Raw genomic sequence first — 16,623 nt, 5'->3', positions numbered from 1 at the left:
TAATATATTAAATCTACAATAAAAAATTTATTTTATTTGAATAATACAGTTATTAAATGATTTATATATGTTTAGTAATATATTTATACTATAATACAATTAAATTAAATTTATTTTTATTGTTTTGTTTTAAAGATATAAAATAAAATTAATTTAACAATATAAAAATAACTTTATTAATATAAAAATATTTTATAAAAATTGTATTTGAATTGTAGATATAATGTATAATATGTGATATACGTTAAATATTATATAAATTTATTAAAATAAATATTTAAATAATAAGTAAAGAATAAAATTTTATTACAAAATGTTAATATTTTTTATTCTAGACCAATTAATCAAATTATATTACTATGTATTAATAATAAAATTGATTATTATTTTAATATAAAGATAATATAAATTGTTAATGTATTTATAATTATATTTAAATTAAAAAAATATTTTTGTTTTTTTTAAATTATTTTTTTTTGTTAGAACATATTTTTATATTGATAATGTAAAAATATTATTTTAAGTGATATTTAATATTTATATTTTACGTACATTAGATTATTTTGTTTAATATAATTTATGTTTAATATAAAATAGTCTATATGTACATATAAAATTATAGATATTTTTAGGTGTATAATTTTTTTTAAATATTTTAAATTAATTTAAATAAAAATATTTTATAAAATAGTAAAAATATTTTTAACATATTAATAATATTTAACATTTTTTATATGATATATAATTTTATTGAATTATATATTTTACAATATATAATAATATTATTTATAGTATAAATTATTTACATGTTGTAAATAAATAAACTATAAATATAATGTAAAATATTTAATATAATGTCGTTTTAGCTATTGTAATAGACAGAGAATGTTTATTCTAGTTTTATACATTCGTCAATTAGTTTTAATTATTGATTTATATTTTATGATATATAAAAAAAAAATAAATAATTTTTTAGTAATAGCTATTACAGGTCCTACTGCATGTGGAAAAACTAATTTATCATTAAATTTGAGTAAATATCTTCCTATAGAAATCATTAGTGTAGATTCTGGTTTAGTCTATAAAGATTTAGATATAGGTACAGCTAAACCTAGTAAATATGAATTAAAAAAAATACCACATAGATTAATTGACATTAAAGATGCAAGTGAAAATTACTCTGTAGGTGAATTTAGACATGATGCTTTAATATCTATCTCAGAAATTATTAAAAATGATAAAATACCTGTATTAGTTGGAGGAACAATGTTATATTATCAAGCTTTATTAAATGGTTTATCTGTATTACCTCCTGCTAATATATTTTTACGTAATAAAATTCTGAATATAGTAAAAAAAATTGGAGTTGTTGAATTACATAACCAATTAAAAATAATAGATCCTGAATCTGCATATCGAATTCATCCTAATGATTTACAAAGAGTGTTAAGAGCGTTAGAGGTTTATTTTATTTCAGGAAAAACTTTATCTCAATTAAGAAAAATTGTTATTTCTGATTTTCCGTATTCTGTTATTAAAATTTTATTATTGCCAAAAGATATGAAGTCTTTACATAAAAAAATTGAAATTAGATTTAATAATATGTTAAAAATAGGATTCCAAACAGAAGTAGAAAAATTATTTTTGAGAAAAGACTTATATCTTAACGCATGTTCTATACGTCGCATAGGATATTTTCAAATGTGGAAATTTTTATCTAATCATTTGAGTTATAAAGAAATGATACAGCAAACTTTATTCGCAACACGTAAATTAGCTAAACATCAAATGACTTGGTTAAAAAAATGGAAAGATGCATATTTTATATATCATGAACATGAAAATTGTATCGTAGATCATGTATTATCTATATTAAGAAAAAATCTGTTTTTAAAAAAATATTTTTTATAATTATTAAATAATGAACGTTATATATATAAAAATGATTTTATTTGGAGTGTTTATATGACTTGGAATGAATCTGAGGATGAATCTGGATTAAATCCATGGGGTGAGAAGAAAAACAAATTACAAGTATTAAAAAAAATAAATCAAAAAATAAAAAATATTTTTTATAATTCAAAACGTTTTTTTATTTTTTTAAAGAAAAAAATAATACATTATAAAAATAATATAAAATGGTGTAAATATATTAAAAATAAAATTATTATATTTTTAGTGGGTATATTATTACTTATATTTTTCACGGGATTTTATATTGTAAAAGAAACTGAACAAGGAGTTTTATCAAGTTTTGGCAAATTCCATAGTTTAGTTAAACCAGGGTTACACTGGAGACCAATTTTATTATATAATGTAAAATTAATAGATACTAAAGTAATTAGAGAAAAAATATTAACATATTTAGCGCTCACTTCAGATAATAAATTGTGTAATATAACTATTAATGTTCAATATCGTATAGTTAATCCTAATTCATATTTATTATCTATATCAAATCCTGAGAACAATTTACATCAAATTATAGATGGTGTATTACACAAAGTGATTGGATCAGAAAAAAATAATGCAATATTAGAATATGATCACGCTAAAATTATAAATAAGATACAGAAAGAGATTGAAAGAAAAGTTAAATTATGTGATCTTGGAATTACTATATTTAATATTAATTTTTTAAATCTTAGTGTTCCAGATTCAGTAATAGATTCATTTATTGACATTTCATTAGCTAAACAAAATCGTCAAGAATATATTGATATAGCTAAAAAATATTCAGATGAAATAATTTGGTTAGCTCATGTAAAATATGATGATATTATCAATCAAGCTAGATTATATAAAGAATATAAAATATCTACAATTAAAGGAAATATTATTCATTTATTAAAAATATTTTATAATTATAAAATTAGTAAAATAAATAATATTGTATCAGTTAATGATAATAATGTACAACATGTAAATATTTTAGATATTATCAGACATAATTAATAAAATATTAGTAAAATTATTTATTCAAAATCTTTATATTTTTCAAAATAATGTTATATTTAAAAAATATAAAGGTAATTTATAATAAATATATTATTAATATTATTATAAATATATAGTTATTATTACAAGTAAATATATTATTTTAATATTTTAATTAAATAAAATAAACTATTAAGCAAAAGATATATTTTATATGAAAAACAAAGGAAAATAAGAATATGCATAAAATTTGTTTTGTTTTTATAATTTGTTTGTTAATTTCTTTATTTTCTTGTTGTTTTATAATATCAGAAGGAGAACGTGGTATATTAATTCGCCACGGAAAAATAATCAGGAATAAAAATAATAATATTATAGTTTATAATCCTGGTTTGCATTATAAATTACCAATAGTAGATTATATCAAGAAAATAGATACGAAATTAAATATAACACAAAATAGATCTCGTTGTTTATTAATTAAAGAGAACAAAAATTGTACTTTTAATTATTATATTCAATGGAAAATATGTAATTTAAATAGTGATTATTTAGTTAATAATAATTTTAATTTTTATAAAATAGAAACGTTATTAAAAAATCGAGTTGATAATATGTTGTGTGCTGAAATAAATAAATTGATTATTCCAGATGAAAATAAAAACGATATGGTTCATAGACTTAACAATGCTATGTATAAATTATTTGTTTTACATAAATCTGAATTTAAAAACTATAATATAAAAGATAGTAACAGTAATTCTTCACAAAATATCAATATAGATGACGTGTCTAATTTAGGAATTAAAATTGTAGATATATGTCTTAAAAATATTCACTTATCTACTATTGACGTTAATTCTATAATAAATACTATGAATTCTGAAAATCAAGATATTTCTAGAAGTTTAAGATTAAAAGGACAAATAGAAGCATCTAAAATTAAGCTAAAAGCAAATTATGAAGTAACAAAGTTGTTAGCTGAAGCTAAAAATAAAGAATTGTTAATTAAAAGTGATCAAAAAATAATTATTGATAAAATACTGAATAACATTTTTATAAAAGAACCTATGTTTTTTCATTTTATAAAAATGGTAAGTATATATGATAGTATATATAATATAGATAATCATGATAAAATATTAGCTAATTAATTTTAACCTTTATAAAATAATATTTTATTCAATTTATACTATTTATTATTTAAAAAGATTACTTAAAATATAAAATTTTTTAAAATAATTATATTGTAAGAACATTTATTAAACAAACTTTAATTAGTGAATTGTAAGAAATGATCTCAGAACAGTACTGAATATATTGTATGCGTTATAAAATATTTTAATATAGTAGGTTTTATAAAATTATGTATAAAAATGTTATTATATTAGGCGCGCAATGGGGTGATGAAGGAAAAGGGAAAATAGTAGATTTATTAACCAAAAAATCTAGTTATGTAGTTCGTTATCAAGGAGGTCATAATGCAGGACATACTTTATATGTAAATAAAAAAAAAATAATTTTACATATTGTTCCTTCTGGTATATTACATGATAATGTTGTCGGAATTTTAGGTAATGGAGTTGTCATTTCACCTATTGCTTTAATAAATGAAATTTATAGTTTAGAGAAACAAGGTATATTTATTAAAGATAAAATTCTTATTTCTGAAAATTGTTTTTTAGTACTACCTTATCATGTACACATGGATGTTTCTAGAGAAAAAAGTAGTGAAATAGATATAATTGGTACAACAAAAAGAGGTATTGGACCAGCATATGAAGATAAAATAGCCAGGCGTGGTTTACGTATTGGTGATTTACGTAATATAAAACAGTTAGAAATTAAATTAAAAGAAATATTATATTATTATAATTTTCAATTAATCAATTTTTATAAATCAAATCCTGTAGATTATAATTCTGTGTTATCAGAAATTTTAGACAATGCTCCTTTTTTAATTAACATGATAGCGGACATTCCAGAAATATTACATTCTGCTATTAAATCAAAAAAAATGTTAATATTTGAAGGAGCACAAGGTACATTTTTAGATATAGATCATGGAACATATCCTTATGTAACATCTTCTAATAGTACAGCTGGTGGAGCTAGTATAGGTTCTGGAATTGGTCCTCTTAATTTCGATTATATATTAGGAGTATTTAAAGCTTATTCAACACGTGTTGGTTTTGGACCATTTCCTACAGAAGTTTTTAACAAGTTAGATGATTATTTTTGTAAACAAGGAAAAGAATTTGGTTCTACTACAGGGAGAAAAAGGAGAACTGGTTGGTTAGATTTAATTATGTTGAAAAGAGCAATTTGTATAAATTCATTTTCAGGTTTATGTTTAACGAAACTAGATGTATTAGATTATCTACAGGATATTAAAATTTGTGTAGCTTACCGAAAGAATCATGACATAATTAGTACTACTACACCTTTATTTATTGATAACTGGAACGAAGTAACTCCAATTTATGAAACTTTGCCAGGTTGGAATGTGAGTACTATGGGAATAAATAGTTTCTCTGATTTACCTTATGCTGCTAAAAATTATATTAGAAGAATAGAAGAAATTTTAGAGTTACCTATTCATTTTATTTCTACTGGTCCTGATAGAAAGCATATAATAATACTTAATAATTTGTTTGATATTTAAATTGTCAGGGCTGTTGAATTATATTCAGCCCTATTAAATACACAAAATATTTATTTAGTTATATAACTATTTTATGTAAAGTTATTTATTTTTTTTGATTGAATTTAATATGATATTAAGTATATATTAATGACATAGAGCATGTATGTTGTAGTATATTTTTATTATATTAATAATTTAAGTTAATTTTTTTATATAGTTATATTTTGTTATTAATGTTATATAGATATAGTATTTTTATAAAAAATATTATTTAAAATTATGAATATTATTATTTTTATTTAAAAAACTATTTTAAAAATATTAATTAATTTTATTTTTATGTACATAATGTAATTTTTATATTATTTTGAATTTAATAATAGTTAATATAAATATTTTATTATGTTTATAATATAGGATAAAATCATATATATTGAACATTGTACTCTATTAAGATATATTATACATATCCATGATATTGGTGTTTTAAATAAATTATTTTTTTAAAATATAAAAATTTAATATTTCTATAGGAGTATTTTATGCGTCATTATGAGATCATATTTATGATTCATCCAGATCAAAGCGAAAATGTACAAAGTATTATAGAAAAATATAAATTATTAGTTGTACAAAATAATGGAAATATACATCGCTTAGAAGATTGGGGTAGACGCCAATTAGCTTATTCTATTAATAAATTACATAAAGCCCATTATATATTAATGAATATTGAAATTATGCCTAGTATAGTAAAAATTTTAGAAAATAATTTTAAATTTGATTCTTCTATTATTCGTAATATGGTTATCAATGTAAAAAGGATCATTAATGAACCATCTCCTATGACTAAATTAAAGGAAGATTTAAAAGATAAATAAATAGATATAATTATTTATAAGTTATAATTAATTTATTTTTTTAATTATTTTAATAATGTTTTTTCAGAAAAATTGTATATTTATTAATAAATATAATTAGGAACATATAACAATGGCACGTTACTTTCGTCGTCGGAAATTCTGTAAATTTACTGCAGAAAAAATAATAGAAATAGATTACAAAGATGTTTGTACATTAAAAAGTTATATTACTGAAAGTGGTAAAATTGTTCCGAGTAGAATTACAGGTACACGGGCAAAATATCAACGTCAACTATCTTGTGCTATAAAAAGAGCACGTTATTTATCATTATTACCATATACTGATCAACATAAATAATATAGTATTGTTTTTTTTATAGGATGAATATATGAAGATTATTCTACTTACTAAAGTAAAAAATTTAGGAAATTTAGGTGAGTTAGTATATGTACATTCAGGGTATGCTAGAAATTTTTTAATACCAAAGGGACAAGCAGTATTAGCAACTAAAGTTAATATTGACATTGTAGAATCTAAAAAAATAGAGTTAACAAAAAAAATAGCTAACAAATTTAAAAAAGCACAAGATAGAGCTTATAACATTCAGTTACTTGAAGGTAAAATTATCATTTCTTCGAAATCTGGAGAAGAAGGGAAATTATTCGGTTCTGTTAACGCTCGAGATATAGCCGATAAGATTACATCCTTAGGAGTAACTGTTAATAAAAATGAAATTCGTTTGCCTAATGGAGTATTAAGAAGCTTAGGAACACATATAGTAAAATTTAATCCTCATCATGAAGTAAGTATAGACATTACAATTAATGTTATAGCTGAATCTTAAAATTATGTATTTTATTAATTTTTTATGAATTAATGTAATTTTTAATTTAATTAATAAAAATTATAATTTTTTATTTTTTATATTTTTATTTTTAAAAAAATATTGTATATTTTATATACAGTAATTAATTAATTGTGATATTTTAATATTTATATTTAATTAATTATTTAAAATATATAAAATTGTATTTTTTAGTTAAGTTTAATATTTAATATTATTAATTATTTGTTAATTTTACTTTTGAATAAAGTTTTATATTTTTTATGTTAATTTAAAAAAAAATATGTAAATGTAATCTATTATTTTTTGTTAATTTAAATCGTTATAATTAGAAGTATATATTATTGTTTAAGAATAATGTAATATAGAGAGAGTTTTTTATAATCTTATTATTTAATTGATACGTTATAAATTGATATTTTAAATTAATTTGATTACTATATATTATATATATCTTTATTTTTTATTGGTATATTTTTGTACATACAATTTATCTGTATTTTATAAATTAAAGTTAAGTTATTACTAATTAATAATTTAATTTATCTATTTATTAATTGCATTATAATTATAATAAATTTTATTAAAATGAAAAAAATATATATAAAAATGATCAACACTAAAACAGATAATAAGTGTTCTGTTTTAAGTTATGCCACCAAAGGTTCTTCAGCTTTAGATCTTAGGGCTTGTATAAATAAAACTTTAAGATTTGAATCTTTTCAAACTATATTATTATCAACTGGAATATCAATATATATAAATGATCCTAATATTTCTGCAATCATATTACCTCGTTCTGGATTAGGTCATAATCATGGTATTATATTAGGTAATTCAGTGGGATTAATAGATTCAGATTATCAAGGAGAAATTATGGTTTCATTATTAAATCGAAGTAAAGATACTTTTTATATTAACCCAGGGGATAGAATTGCTCAAATTATGTTTTTACCTGTTATTCGTCCAGTGTTTAAAATAGTTGATCATTTTAAAGAAGAAACTAAACGTGGTAAAAAAGGTTTTGGTCATTCTGGTAATATATAATATATTTTATTTTTTAAATTCCGTAGTTAATTCTATACTTATGTAATTTTTCTAGGTTGGTTTTCATATCTTTTTTATCTGATAGGTATTGAATTAAATCTTGAATATTAATAATAGATATTATTTTACAATTATTTTCTTTTTCTAGTTCTTGTACAGCAGAAATGTTATTACATCCTAATTCCTGTCGATCTAATGCAACTACTATAGTAGATATATTTAATTTTGTTGTATTTTTTTTAATACTTTTAATTGAATCTCTTATTGCCACTCCTGCAGTAATAACATCATCTATCATAATTATATTTTTTTCATAATTATATCCGATTAAATTACCACCTTCACCGTATTCTTTTGTTTTTTTTCTATTAAAACAAAATGAAAGATTAATATTATAATATTTATATAATGAAAATATAGTAGCAGTTACTATTGGAATACCTTTATACGCTAATCCATATAATGTAGATAATTTTATTTTAGATTCTACCATTACACGAGCGTAAAAATAACCTAATTTACATATATCATGTCCTGTATAAAATGATCCAGAGTTAAAAAAATAAGGACTAAATCTTCCTGATTTTAATTTAAATTCTCCAAATATTAATGCTTTTCTTTTAATTGAAAAATGAATGAATTCTTGTTTCCAACTAATTATTTTACTTGTTTTATTATTCATTATTTTTTAAATATAGTTTATATTGTTAAAAACAATAACATTATAGTGTATAAAAATGATATTTTTTAATTTATTTCATAAAAATTTTTTTGGCCCTTGCTGGATTTGAACCAGCGACCGAGCGATTATGAGTCGCTTGCTCTTACCCCTGAGCTAAAGGGCCTATACATTATTATATATTGTTATATAAATCTTATGATATTATTTTAATTAAATTATTTCAAGTAATTTTGTTAAAATTAAGTAAATAATCATAATAAAAAATTATTTAAGTATTAAATTATATATTGATATTAATATAATTAGTGTTATAATGAGTTTATTCCTCTGTAGTTCAGTTGGTAGAACGGCGGACTGTTAATCCGTATGTCACTGGTTCGAATCCAGTCAGAGGAGCATATTTTTATTATTGTTTTTTTATTTCGTATTCTATAAAAAATTCGAGTAATATATATATGAACTTTAATATCTTAGTAATTTTTTAATTAAAATGAGTAACCGTAAAAAAAATACTTTTACTTTTCTTTTTTATGATTACGAAACATTTGGAACACATCCTGCGTTAGATAAACCCAATCAATTTTCATGTATTAGAACTGATATTGATTTCAACATTATTGAAACATCAAAAACGTTATTCTGTTATCCTCCCTTAGATTATTTACCAAACCCTGAATCAATTTTAGTTACAGGTATTACTCCACAATATACTTATTTAAATGGATTAAATGAATTTTATTTTGCTAGGAATATTTATAATATTTTAAGTGTTAGAAATACTTGTATTATAGGTTATAACAATATTAATTTTGACGATGAAATTACACGTAATATATTTTATAGAAATTTCATTGATCCATATGATTGGAGTTGGAGAAATGGAAATTCTCGTTGGGATGTGTTAAGTATATTACGTGCGTATTATGCATTGAGACCTTATGGTATTAATTGGTTATCTAATAGCGATGGTTTTCCAAGTTTTAAATTAGAGGATATGAGTAAAGCTAATAATATTTCTCATCGTCTTTCTCATAATGCGTTATCTGATGTATATGCAACTATTGAATTAGTTAAATTATTAAAATTTAAGCAACCAAAATTATTTAATTTTTTGCTTAAAAATAAAAATAAACAAATGGTATTAAATATTATTAATAATAAGATTTTATCACCTATTTTCTATATCACCGGATTTTTTGGTACTAAACGAAATAATATTAGTTTAATAACACCTTTTGTGCTTCATCCTAAAAATCATAATATATTTATTTGTTTTGATTTAAATAAAGATATTACTAATTTAATTAAATTTGTGCATGATAGTAATTCCATAATATTAGATTTTAATCTTTTTTTTTCAGTAGGTATATTGTTTATTCATGTTAATAAGTGTCCTATTCTAGCGCCTTTAAATTGTTTATCTAATTATGAGATGAATCGTTTAGGTATTAATTATTCATATTGTATTAAAAATTTAAACGTGTTACGTAAACAGCAACATGTTTTATATAAAATTAAATTATTGTTAGATAATAACGTCTATAATTCGTCAACTACTAATGATATAGATTTAAGAATTTATGAATCTTTTTTTTGTAATAATGATAAAAAAAATATAAAACTTATATCTAAAAAATTACCATTAAATTGTAATATAAATTCAATATCATTTTATGACAAAAAAATAAATGACATATTATTTCGATGTAAAGCTCGTAATTTCCCTTATTTTTTAACACATTATGAAAAACAAAAATGGTTAAAGCATTGTCATCAAGTATTACATCCTATAAAGATAGATAATTATAAAGTAAAAATTAAAAAATTTTTAATGCAAAATAAACATAATAAAAAAAATATTTTTTTGTTAAAATCTATTTTATTATATTTAAAGGAATTAGAAATATATATTGGTTAGCAAAAATAATACTCATAAAATATTATGTATATATTGTTATTAATCAGTAATTTTATATAAATTATAGGTTTATAATTATTTATGTATAATAAGTGTATTTTGTTTATTTGTTTTTAAATAAAAAGTTTATCATATGTTTTTCTAATTTTATTCTATCATCCACATTGAACATATTTAATTTTTTTTCGTTGATTAGAATAGTTTGTTGAGAAATCCATTTTTTCCAAGCTATTTTTGAAATTTCATTGTAAATACGTTTTCCCAGGGGTCCTGGATAAACTTGAAAATCTTGTCCTTCAGATTTTTCTTTTAAATAGGTGCAAAAAATAATACGATTCATTATTTATTTTTCTCAGTTAAATATTAGATAATGTGTTTTTTTTAATAAAGTGTAGTATTTTTTTTACTGGGGATGGTAATCCTATTATTTGTGGATGTATTAAATTATACCAAATATTATTTTTAATATTAATTATATTTGTTTTAAATTTTATTAATTTGATATGTATAGGAATAATATGAAACTTAATGTGAGTTAGTTGATGGTAAAAAGGATGAATGATTAATTGTTTTTTATATGATACATTTAATTTTTTTATCCATAATATGGCATTATTTTTTTTATCAAATTCTGGAAAAGAAAATAAATTAGCCCATATACCATATAATGATCTTCTTTGTAATAGAATTAATTGATTATTTTGTATAATAATAAAATATATTTTTCTTAAATAAGAAATTTTACTTTTTTTGAAATATGATGTAAAATTATTCAATGAAAATGAAATGCAATTTTTTTTTATTGGGCAGATATTACATTTTGGATTGTTTTTTGTACAAATTATAGCACCTAAATCCATCATACCTTGATTAAATATTCCAGTATTATATAAAGGTATTAAATAGTTAATAATATTCCATAATTTTTTTTCTGTTTTATACTTATTTATTGACGTATTAATTCCATAATAACGAGAAACAATTCTTTTGATATTTCCATCTAATACTGGATAATAGTAACCAAATGCTAAAGATAAAATAGCTCCGGCTGTTGAACGACCTATGCCTGGTAATTGAATTAAATTTGCAAATGTATCTGGTACATTACCTTGGTATTTTTCTGCGATTATTTTAGATGTTTTATGTAAATTATGTGCTCTTTGATAATATCCTAACCCACTCCATATATGTAGGACATCTTGTATTGATGCTTTACTGATACTTATTATATTTGGAAATTTTTTAATAAATTTTTTAAAATAGGGGATAGCTGTTTTTACTTGAGTTTGTTGTAACATAATTTCAGATAACCAAGTTTTATATGGTGTATTCTGTATTTGCCATGGTAATTTTTTTCTACCGAAAATATGATACCAATTAATAATTAGTTGTGAAAAAAAAGGGTCTATAATCATTTATTATTTATTATTATAAATATGATGATTTTATAATATATCTTAATTAAAATAAATATTTTATATTTAATTTATATAAAATTAAAAATTAATTAATATAAAATATTATTTATATTACATTTTTATTTTTTTATTGTAAATATCAATAAAATGATAAGGAAAAAAATGATTTCTAATATTATTACACCAAAATATAGTAATAAGGGTATATTTTTAAAACAAATTCGTAGTTTTGTTATTAGAGAAAAAAAAATAAGTGATACTGATAAAAAATTTTTTGAAACTATTTTCCCGTTATTTCAAATACCTTTTAAAAAAAAAATATTAGATTGTTTATCTATTTTTGGTAGATCTGCCCCTGTAATTTTAGAAATTGGTTTTGGAACAGGAAATACTTTAGTAGATACAGCATTTACTAATGTTAATAGAGATTTTATAGGAATAGAAGTTCATAAATCTAGCATAGTAAAATGTTTAAAATATGCATATTCTAAAAAAATAAAAAATTTTAAAATAATTTATCACGATGCTGTTGAAGTTATTCATTTTATGATTTCTGATCAATCATTATCTATAGTTCAATTATTTTTTCCGGATCCATGGAACAAAAGAAAACATCATAAAAGAAGAATTATCAATGAATATTTTGTTAAATTAATTTTAAAAAAATTATGTATAGGAGGATTATTACATATTATTACTGATTGTAATCAATATGCTGAGAGTATTATTTATATATTAAAAGATATAAAAAATTACCGACATGTATTAAAAAAAAATCATAATTCTTCATTGCTCATAAATTCTTCTATGACTAAATTTGAAAAAAAAGCTTACCTTTATAATAGAAATATATTTGATTTATTTTTTTATAAAGTTATTTAATTATTTAATTACATTAGAATAATTCTAATAAATCATTTAAAAAGTTTTTTCCTTTTTCAGTTGTTTCCCATGTATATAATGTTTCTTTTAAGTAACCTTGTGTAATAGCTTTTTGAATAATAGGTTGAATGTGATGTTCTGTGACACATGTATATTGGGCTAATTTTTTTTTAAGAGTTGGTTTAAATATTCTTAAAATATTCATAAAATATTCTAATGGTTGATGTTTTTTTGGTACCATATATAATTTATTTCTATATTTTCCATGAGTATAATCAAATGTTGTTTTATTTTTAATTATTCTAATTATATTGCCATTTTTTTGTGTTAATTTACCATGAGCACCACAGCCTATGCCTATGTAATCTCCAAAATTCCAATAATTTAAATTATGTTGACAAAAATATCCTTTTTGAGCATATGAAGAAATTTCATATTGTTTATATCCAGACTTAGATAATAATTTATTACCTTCTTTCCACATTTTCCATATTGTGTTAGTGTTTGGTAAGTTTAATTTTTTAACATAAAAAATTGTATTTGGTTCAATAGTTAATTGATACCAAGAAATATGTTGTGGTTTTAAAGAAATTATTTTTTTTAGATCTGATAACGCATCATCTATAGATTGATAGGGTAATCCATACATTATATCATAATTTATGTTATTTAATTTTAGAGAAATAATTATGTTTTTCATTTCTTTAATACTAATTTGTTCGTCTTGTCTTTGTAATATATTTAATAATTTTTTATTAAATGTTTGTACACCTATAGAAAATCGATTAATTCCTATTTTTTGAAAGTTTAAAAATTTTTGATATGTAGCTGTAGAAGGGTTCATTTCTATTGATATTTCTGCTAATGGAACAATTGGTACATTTTTTTTAATTTCTTGAAGTAAAAAATTGATAGATTTATAGTTAAATAAACTAGGTGTTCCTCCTCCAATAAATATTGTATTAATAGTTCTATTAGTCGTCAGATGAATATCTTGTTTTAAATCTAATATAAGATGATTAATATATTTTTTTTCTTCAATTTCTTTTTTTTTTATACAGGAATTAAAATCACAAAATGGACATTTTTGTGTACACCAAGGAATATGAATATATAAGCTTAAAGGAGGTAAAGTTTTCATAATATTATACTTTTTTTTTAAAATCAATATTTATTAATAATAATTAATAATAATAGTTGATGGTATTACAGTTATGATAAATTAATTATAAATTATACGCGTTTTAAAATGGTATCAACTTATATTAAACATTGTTTCGGATATGTATTTAATATATTTTATTATTGCTTAATTTTTTTTATTTATTTATTTACAATTTAGATTGTTACTATTTAATTTATTTATATTATTTTTCTGTATTAATTTAATGAATTTATTTTTATTATTAAATAATATTTTTTATATAATTATAAAAAAATTTTTATAATTTATTTTTATTTAAAAACCAACTTTCTAGTATTAATACGGCAGAAAAAGAATCTATGTTATTTTTAGTCAATGATTTAAAACCTCCTTTTTGAAACAATATAGATTTTGCTTCTACTGTACTTAAGCGTTCATCATGTAATTTTACATTTATAGACATTTTTTGAAGTGATTTAGCAAATTTCCTAGCTTTTATGGTTATATTTTGATTAGTGCCGTCAATGTTTAAAGGCAATCCTACTATAATATATTTTGGTTTCCATTGTTTTATAATTTTTTTTATTTGATACCAATTTGGTACACCATTTTTAGATCGAATAGATGTTAAGGCATTAGCTGTATGCGTTAATTCTTGCCCAACAGCTACTCCAATATTTGTTGTACCAAAGTCAAAAGATAATATAATCATGTCACAAATCTCATTTAATATATTAAAATATATATTATATAACAAAACATTTTAATTTTTTGATGTAAAATATTAAAATAGTTATTTTTAACATATTTTAAATATTAGAATTTAATATAGATTAATTCTGATTTTTTCAATGAATTTTATTTTAATTAACATTTTTTTTTTAAATGTGTTTGTCTTTCTGAGACAATTTTTTCTCAATTCCATCTATAATTAATTCAGTTATAGATATTTTACAGTAAGATTCAATTTCACATATACATGTTGGACTAGTGATATTAATTTCAGTTAATTTATTACCAATAATGTCAATACCGACGAAAAATAATCCCATATTTTTTAATTTTAATGCAACATAGTTAGCAATCTTATAATCATCTTCACTTAATTTTTGAGTTATACCTATACCTCCAGCAGATAAATTTCCTCTTGTTTCTCCTTTTTGTGGTTTTCTAGCTAAACACCAAGGAAAAGGTTTACCATCTATAATTAAAATTCGTTTATCTCCTAATTTAATTTCAGGTAAGTAGTTTTGTACCATACAATAAGAGTTATTTTTTTTAGTCATAATTTCAAGAATAACTGAAATATTATGGTCATTTTTATTAATGCGAAAAATAGAGTTTCCTCCCATACTATTAATTGGTTTAATAATTACATCATTATGTTGTTTTATAAATTTTCGTATTAATAAAGAATTACTTGTTACTAAACTATCAGGAGTGAGATCAGGAAATGATGTTGCGAATATTTTTTCATTACAATCTCTTAAACTTTGAGGTTTATTAATAACGAGTACCCCCTCTTTTTCTGCTGATTCTAATATATACGTAGCATAAATAAATTTACTATCGCAAGGAGGATCTTTTCTCATTAAAATAATATTTAATTGAGATAATTTAATATATTGTTCTGATATAAAATAAAACCATTTCGTTTTATTTTTTTCTATTTTTAACAATCTTGTTCTAGCATAACTTTTATTTTTTATTAAATACAAATCATTTATTTCCATATAGTAAATTTGATATTTTTTTTCTTGTGCTTTTAATAAAATAGCAAAACTGGAATCTTTTTTAATATCAATATTTTTAATAGAATCCATTACTATACCGAGTTTAATTGTCATTTTTGATATGCTTATTTTAGTATTTATGTAAGTGATAAAAAATTATTAAATTTTACTAAATTTATTTAATTAATTTAATTTTTTATGTTCTACATGTGATCATAAAATTATGTTTGATTTGAATATAATATTTAATAATAATTTTATATTTTTTATAAAATAATAATAAAAAATATATTTTACTTTAATATTTATATTTAGTAGTTCTTACTTAAGATAAATATTAATTTTATATATTTATGCAGTAAGACAGTGCATGCATGATAAATTAATATTTGGATTAAATTAAATGTCAATTATAATTTATTTTTTTGATAGATATTATTTCTTATACTATTAATTATAATAAAATGTAAATAGATATGTATTATTATTTAATAGTAATTTATTTAT

At 20.3% G+C, this 16,623-nt stretch carries 16 protein-coding genes and 2 tRNA genes; 11 read left to right on the top strand and 7 right to left on the bottom strand.

Annotated elements, in window-relative coordinates:
• Positions 1-942 precede the first annotated feature (942 nt).
• The 8 genes from miaA (at position 943) to dut (ending at position 8,339) form a co-directional block, all read left to right on the top strand.
• A complete protein-coding gene (miaA, locus tag RJX12_RS02305; RefSeq protein ID WP_343192397.1) occupies positions 943-1,911 on the top strand; it encodes a tRNA (adenosine(37)-N6)-dimethylallyltransferase MiaA in 969 nt (322 codons plus the stop codon).
• A gap of 54 nt (positions 1,912-1,965) precedes the next feature.
• Positions 1,966-2,955 carry an FtsH protease activity modulator HflK gene (gene hflK / locus RJX12_RS02300; protein ID WP_343192145.1) on the top strand — a complete coding sequence of 330 codons (990 nt, stop codon included), beginning with the start codon at positions 1,966-1,968 and terminating at the stop codon, positions 2,953-2,955.
• Positions 2,956-3,176: 221 nt separating this feature from the next.
• Positions 3,177-4,091 (top strand): protease modulator HflC, encoded by a 915-nt coding sequence (gene hflC / locus RJX12_RS02295; protein ID WP_343192143.1) that lies wholly within the window; start codon positions 3,177-3,179, stop codon positions 4,089-4,091.
• 212 nt (positions 4,092-4,303) lie between these two features.
• Positions 4,304-5,602, top strand: coding sequence for an adenylosuccinate synthase (locus RJX12_RS02290; protein WP_343192142.1), 1,299 nt, complete (start codon positions 4,304-4,306; stop codon positions 5,600-5,602).
• Between the two features lie 524 nt (positions 5,603-6,126).
• Positions 6,127-6,465 (top strand): 30S ribosomal protein S6, encoded by a 339-nt coding sequence (rpsF, locus tag RJX12_RS02285; protein ID WP_343192141.1) that lies wholly within the window; start codon positions 6,127-6,129, stop codon positions 6,463-6,465.
• Between the two features lie 112 nt (positions 6,466-6,577).
• Positions 6,578-6,805 (top strand): 30S ribosomal protein S18, encoded by a 228-nt coding sequence (gene rpsR, locus RJX12_RS02280; protein ID WP_343192140.1) that lies wholly within the window; start codon positions 6,578-6,580, stop codon positions 6,803-6,805.
• Between the two features lie 31 nt (positions 6,806-6,836).
• Positions 6,837-7,292: a 50S ribosomal protein L9 gene (gene rplI / locus RJX12_RS02275; protein ID WP_343192139.1), complete on the top strand. Its 456-nt coding sequence runs from the start codon at positions 6,837-6,839 to the stop codon at positions 7,290-7,292.
• 588 nt (positions 7,293-7,880) lie between these two features.
• Entirely contained in the window at positions 7,881-8,339 is a 459-nt protein-coding gene (dut, locus tag RJX12_RS02270; RefSeq protein WP_343192137.1) for a dUTP diphosphatase, read from the top strand.
• A 13-nt stretch (positions 8,340-8,352) separates the two neighbouring features.
• Here dut and pyrE read toward each other — a convergent pair whose 3' ends face one another.
• Together pyrE and RJX12_RS02260 are read right to left on the bottom strand one after the other, a co-directional pair.
• Positions 8,353-8,997 carry an orotate phosphoribosyltransferase gene (gene pyrE, locus RJX12_RS02265; protein ID WP_343192396.1) on the bottom strand — a complete coding sequence of 215 codons (645 nt, stop codon included), beginning with the start codon at positions 8,995-8,997 and terminating at the stop codon, positions 8,353-8,355.
• A gap of 114 nt (positions 8,998-9,111) precedes the next feature.
• Positions 9,112-9,184: transfer RNA gene (locus RJX12_RS02260), tRNA-Ile, on the bottom strand.
• A gap of 160 nt (positions 9,185-9,344) precedes the next feature.
• Here RJX12_RS02260 and RJX12_RS02255 point away from each other — a divergent pair.
• Together RJX12_RS02255 and sbcB are read left to right on the top strand one after the other, a co-directional pair.
• Positions 9,345-9,417 (top strand) — tRNA-Asn (locus RJX12_RS02255).
• Positions 9,418-9,511: 94 nt separating this feature from the next.
• Positions 9,512-10,939, top strand: coding sequence for an exodeoxyribonuclease I (gene sbcB / locus RJX12_RS02250; RefSeq protein ID WP_343192136.1), 1,428 nt, complete (start codon positions 9,512-9,514; stop codon positions 10,937-10,939).
• A 103-nt stretch (positions 10,940-11,042) separates the two neighbouring features.
• Here the strand turns inward: sbcB and RJX12_RS02245 are convergent, their stop codons facing one another.
• Positions 11,043-11,279: an oxidative damage protection protein gene (locus tag RJX12_RS02245; protein ID WP_343192135.1), complete on the bottom strand. Its 237-nt coding sequence runs from the start codon at positions 11,277-11,279 to the stop codon at positions 11,043-11,045.
• Positions 11,280-11,295: 16 nt separating this feature from the next.
• Positions 11,296-12,354: an A/G-specific adenine glycosylase gene (mutY, locus tag RJX12_RS02240; protein WP_343192134.1), complete on the bottom strand. Its 1,059-nt coding sequence runs from the start codon at positions 12,352-12,354 to the stop codon at positions 11,296-11,298.
• Between the two features lie 165 nt (positions 12,355-12,519).
• Here mutY and trmB point away from each other — a divergent pair, with 165 nt between their 5' ends.
• Positions 12,520-13,239 (top strand): tRNA (guanosine(46)-N7)-methyltransferase TrmB, encoded by a 720-nt coding sequence (gene trmB, locus RJX12_RS02235; protein ID WP_343192133.1) that lies wholly within the window; start codon positions 12,520-12,522, stop codon positions 13,237-13,239.
• Between the two features lie 13 nt (positions 13,240-13,252).
• Here trmB and hemW read toward each other — a convergent pair whose 3' ends face one another.
• The 3 genes from hemW to gshB all read right to left on the bottom strand — a co-directional run bounded on the left by hemW (position 13,253) and on the right by gshB (position 16,230).
• Positions 13,253-14,380 (bottom strand): radical SAM family heme chaperone HemW, encoded by a 1,128-nt coding sequence (hemW, locus tag RJX12_RS02230; protein ID WP_343192131.1) that lies wholly within the window; start codon positions 14,378-14,380, stop codon positions 13,253-13,255.
• Positions 14,381-14,681: 301 nt separating this feature from the next.
• Positions 14,682-15,095 (bottom strand): Holliday junction resolvase RuvX, encoded by a 414-nt coding sequence (ruvX, locus tag RJX12_RS02225; protein WP_343192130.1) that lies wholly within the window; start codon positions 15,093-15,095, stop codon positions 14,682-14,684.
• A gap of 169 nt (positions 15,096-15,264) precedes the next feature.
• Complete coding sequence (gene gshB, locus RJX12_RS02220; RefSeq protein WP_343192129.1) at positions 15,265-16,230, bottom strand: glutathione synthase; 966 nt, start codon at positions 16,228-16,230, stop codon at positions 15,265-15,267.
• Positions 16,231-16,623: the final 393 nt, after the last annotated feature.

Source organism: Buchnera aphidicola (Formosaphis micheliae) (assembly GCF_039403185.1).
In the GTDB taxonomy this organism is placed as follows: Bacteria; Pseudomonadota; Gammaproteobacteria; order Enterobacterales; family Enterobacteriaceae; genus Buchnera_C; species Buchnera_C aphidicola_B.
The sequence above is the reverse complement of the archived record's forward strand: the minus strand, read 5'-3'. Positions and strand labels throughout refer to the sequence as shown.

Coding starts and splice junctions, on each gene's coding strand:
- miaA (WP_343192397.1), top strand. CDS start 943: ATGATATATAAAAAAAAAATAAATAATTTTTTAGTAATAGCTATTACA.
- hflK (WP_343192145.1), top strand. CDS start 1,966: ATGACTTGGAATGAATCTGAGGATGAATCTGGATTAAATCCATGGGGT.
- hflC (WP_343192143.1), top strand. CDS start 3,177: ATGCATAAAATTTGTTTTGTTTTTATAATTTGTTTGTTAATTTCTTTA.
- RJX12_RS02290 (WP_343192142.1), top strand. CDS start 4,304: ATGTATAAAAATGTTATTATATTAGGCGCGCAATGGGGTGATGAAGGA.
- rpsF (WP_343192141.1), top strand. CDS start 6,127: ATGCGTCATTATGAGATCATATTTATGATTCATCCAGATCAAAGCGAA.
- rpsR (WP_343192140.1), top strand. CDS start 6,578: ATGGCACGTTACTTTCGTCGTCGGAAATTCTGTAAATTTACTGCAGAA.
- rplI (WP_343192139.1), top strand. CDS start 6,837: ATGAAGATTATTCTACTTACTAAAGTAAAAAATTTAGGAAATTTAGGT.
- dut (WP_343192137.1), top strand. CDS start 7,881: ATGAAAAAAATATATATAAAAATGATCAACACTAAAACAGATAATAAG.
- sbcB (WP_343192136.1), top strand. CDS start 9,512: ATGAGTAACCGTAAAAAAAATACTTTTACTTTTCTTTTTTATGATTAC.
- RJX12_RS02245 (WP_343192135.1), bottom strand. CDS start 11,279: ATGAATCGTATTATTTTTTGCACCTATTTAAAAGAAAAATCTGAAGGA.
- mutY (WP_343192134.1), bottom strand. CDS start 12,354: ATGATTATAGACCCTTTTTTTTCACAACTAATTATTAATTGGTATCAT.
- trmB (WP_343192133.1), top strand. CDS start 12,520: ATGATTTCTAATATTATTACACCAAAATATAGTAATAAGGGTATATTT.
- hemW (WP_343192131.1), bottom strand. CDS start 14,380: ATGAAAACTTTACCTCCTTTAAGCTTATATATTCATATTCCTTGGTGT.
- ruvX (WP_343192130.1), bottom strand. CDS start 15,095: ATGATTATATTATCTTTTGACTTTGGTACAACAAATATTGGAGTAGCT.
- gshB (WP_343192129.1), bottom strand. CDS start 16,230: ATGACAATTAAACTCGGTATAGTAATGGATTCTATTAAAAATATTGAT.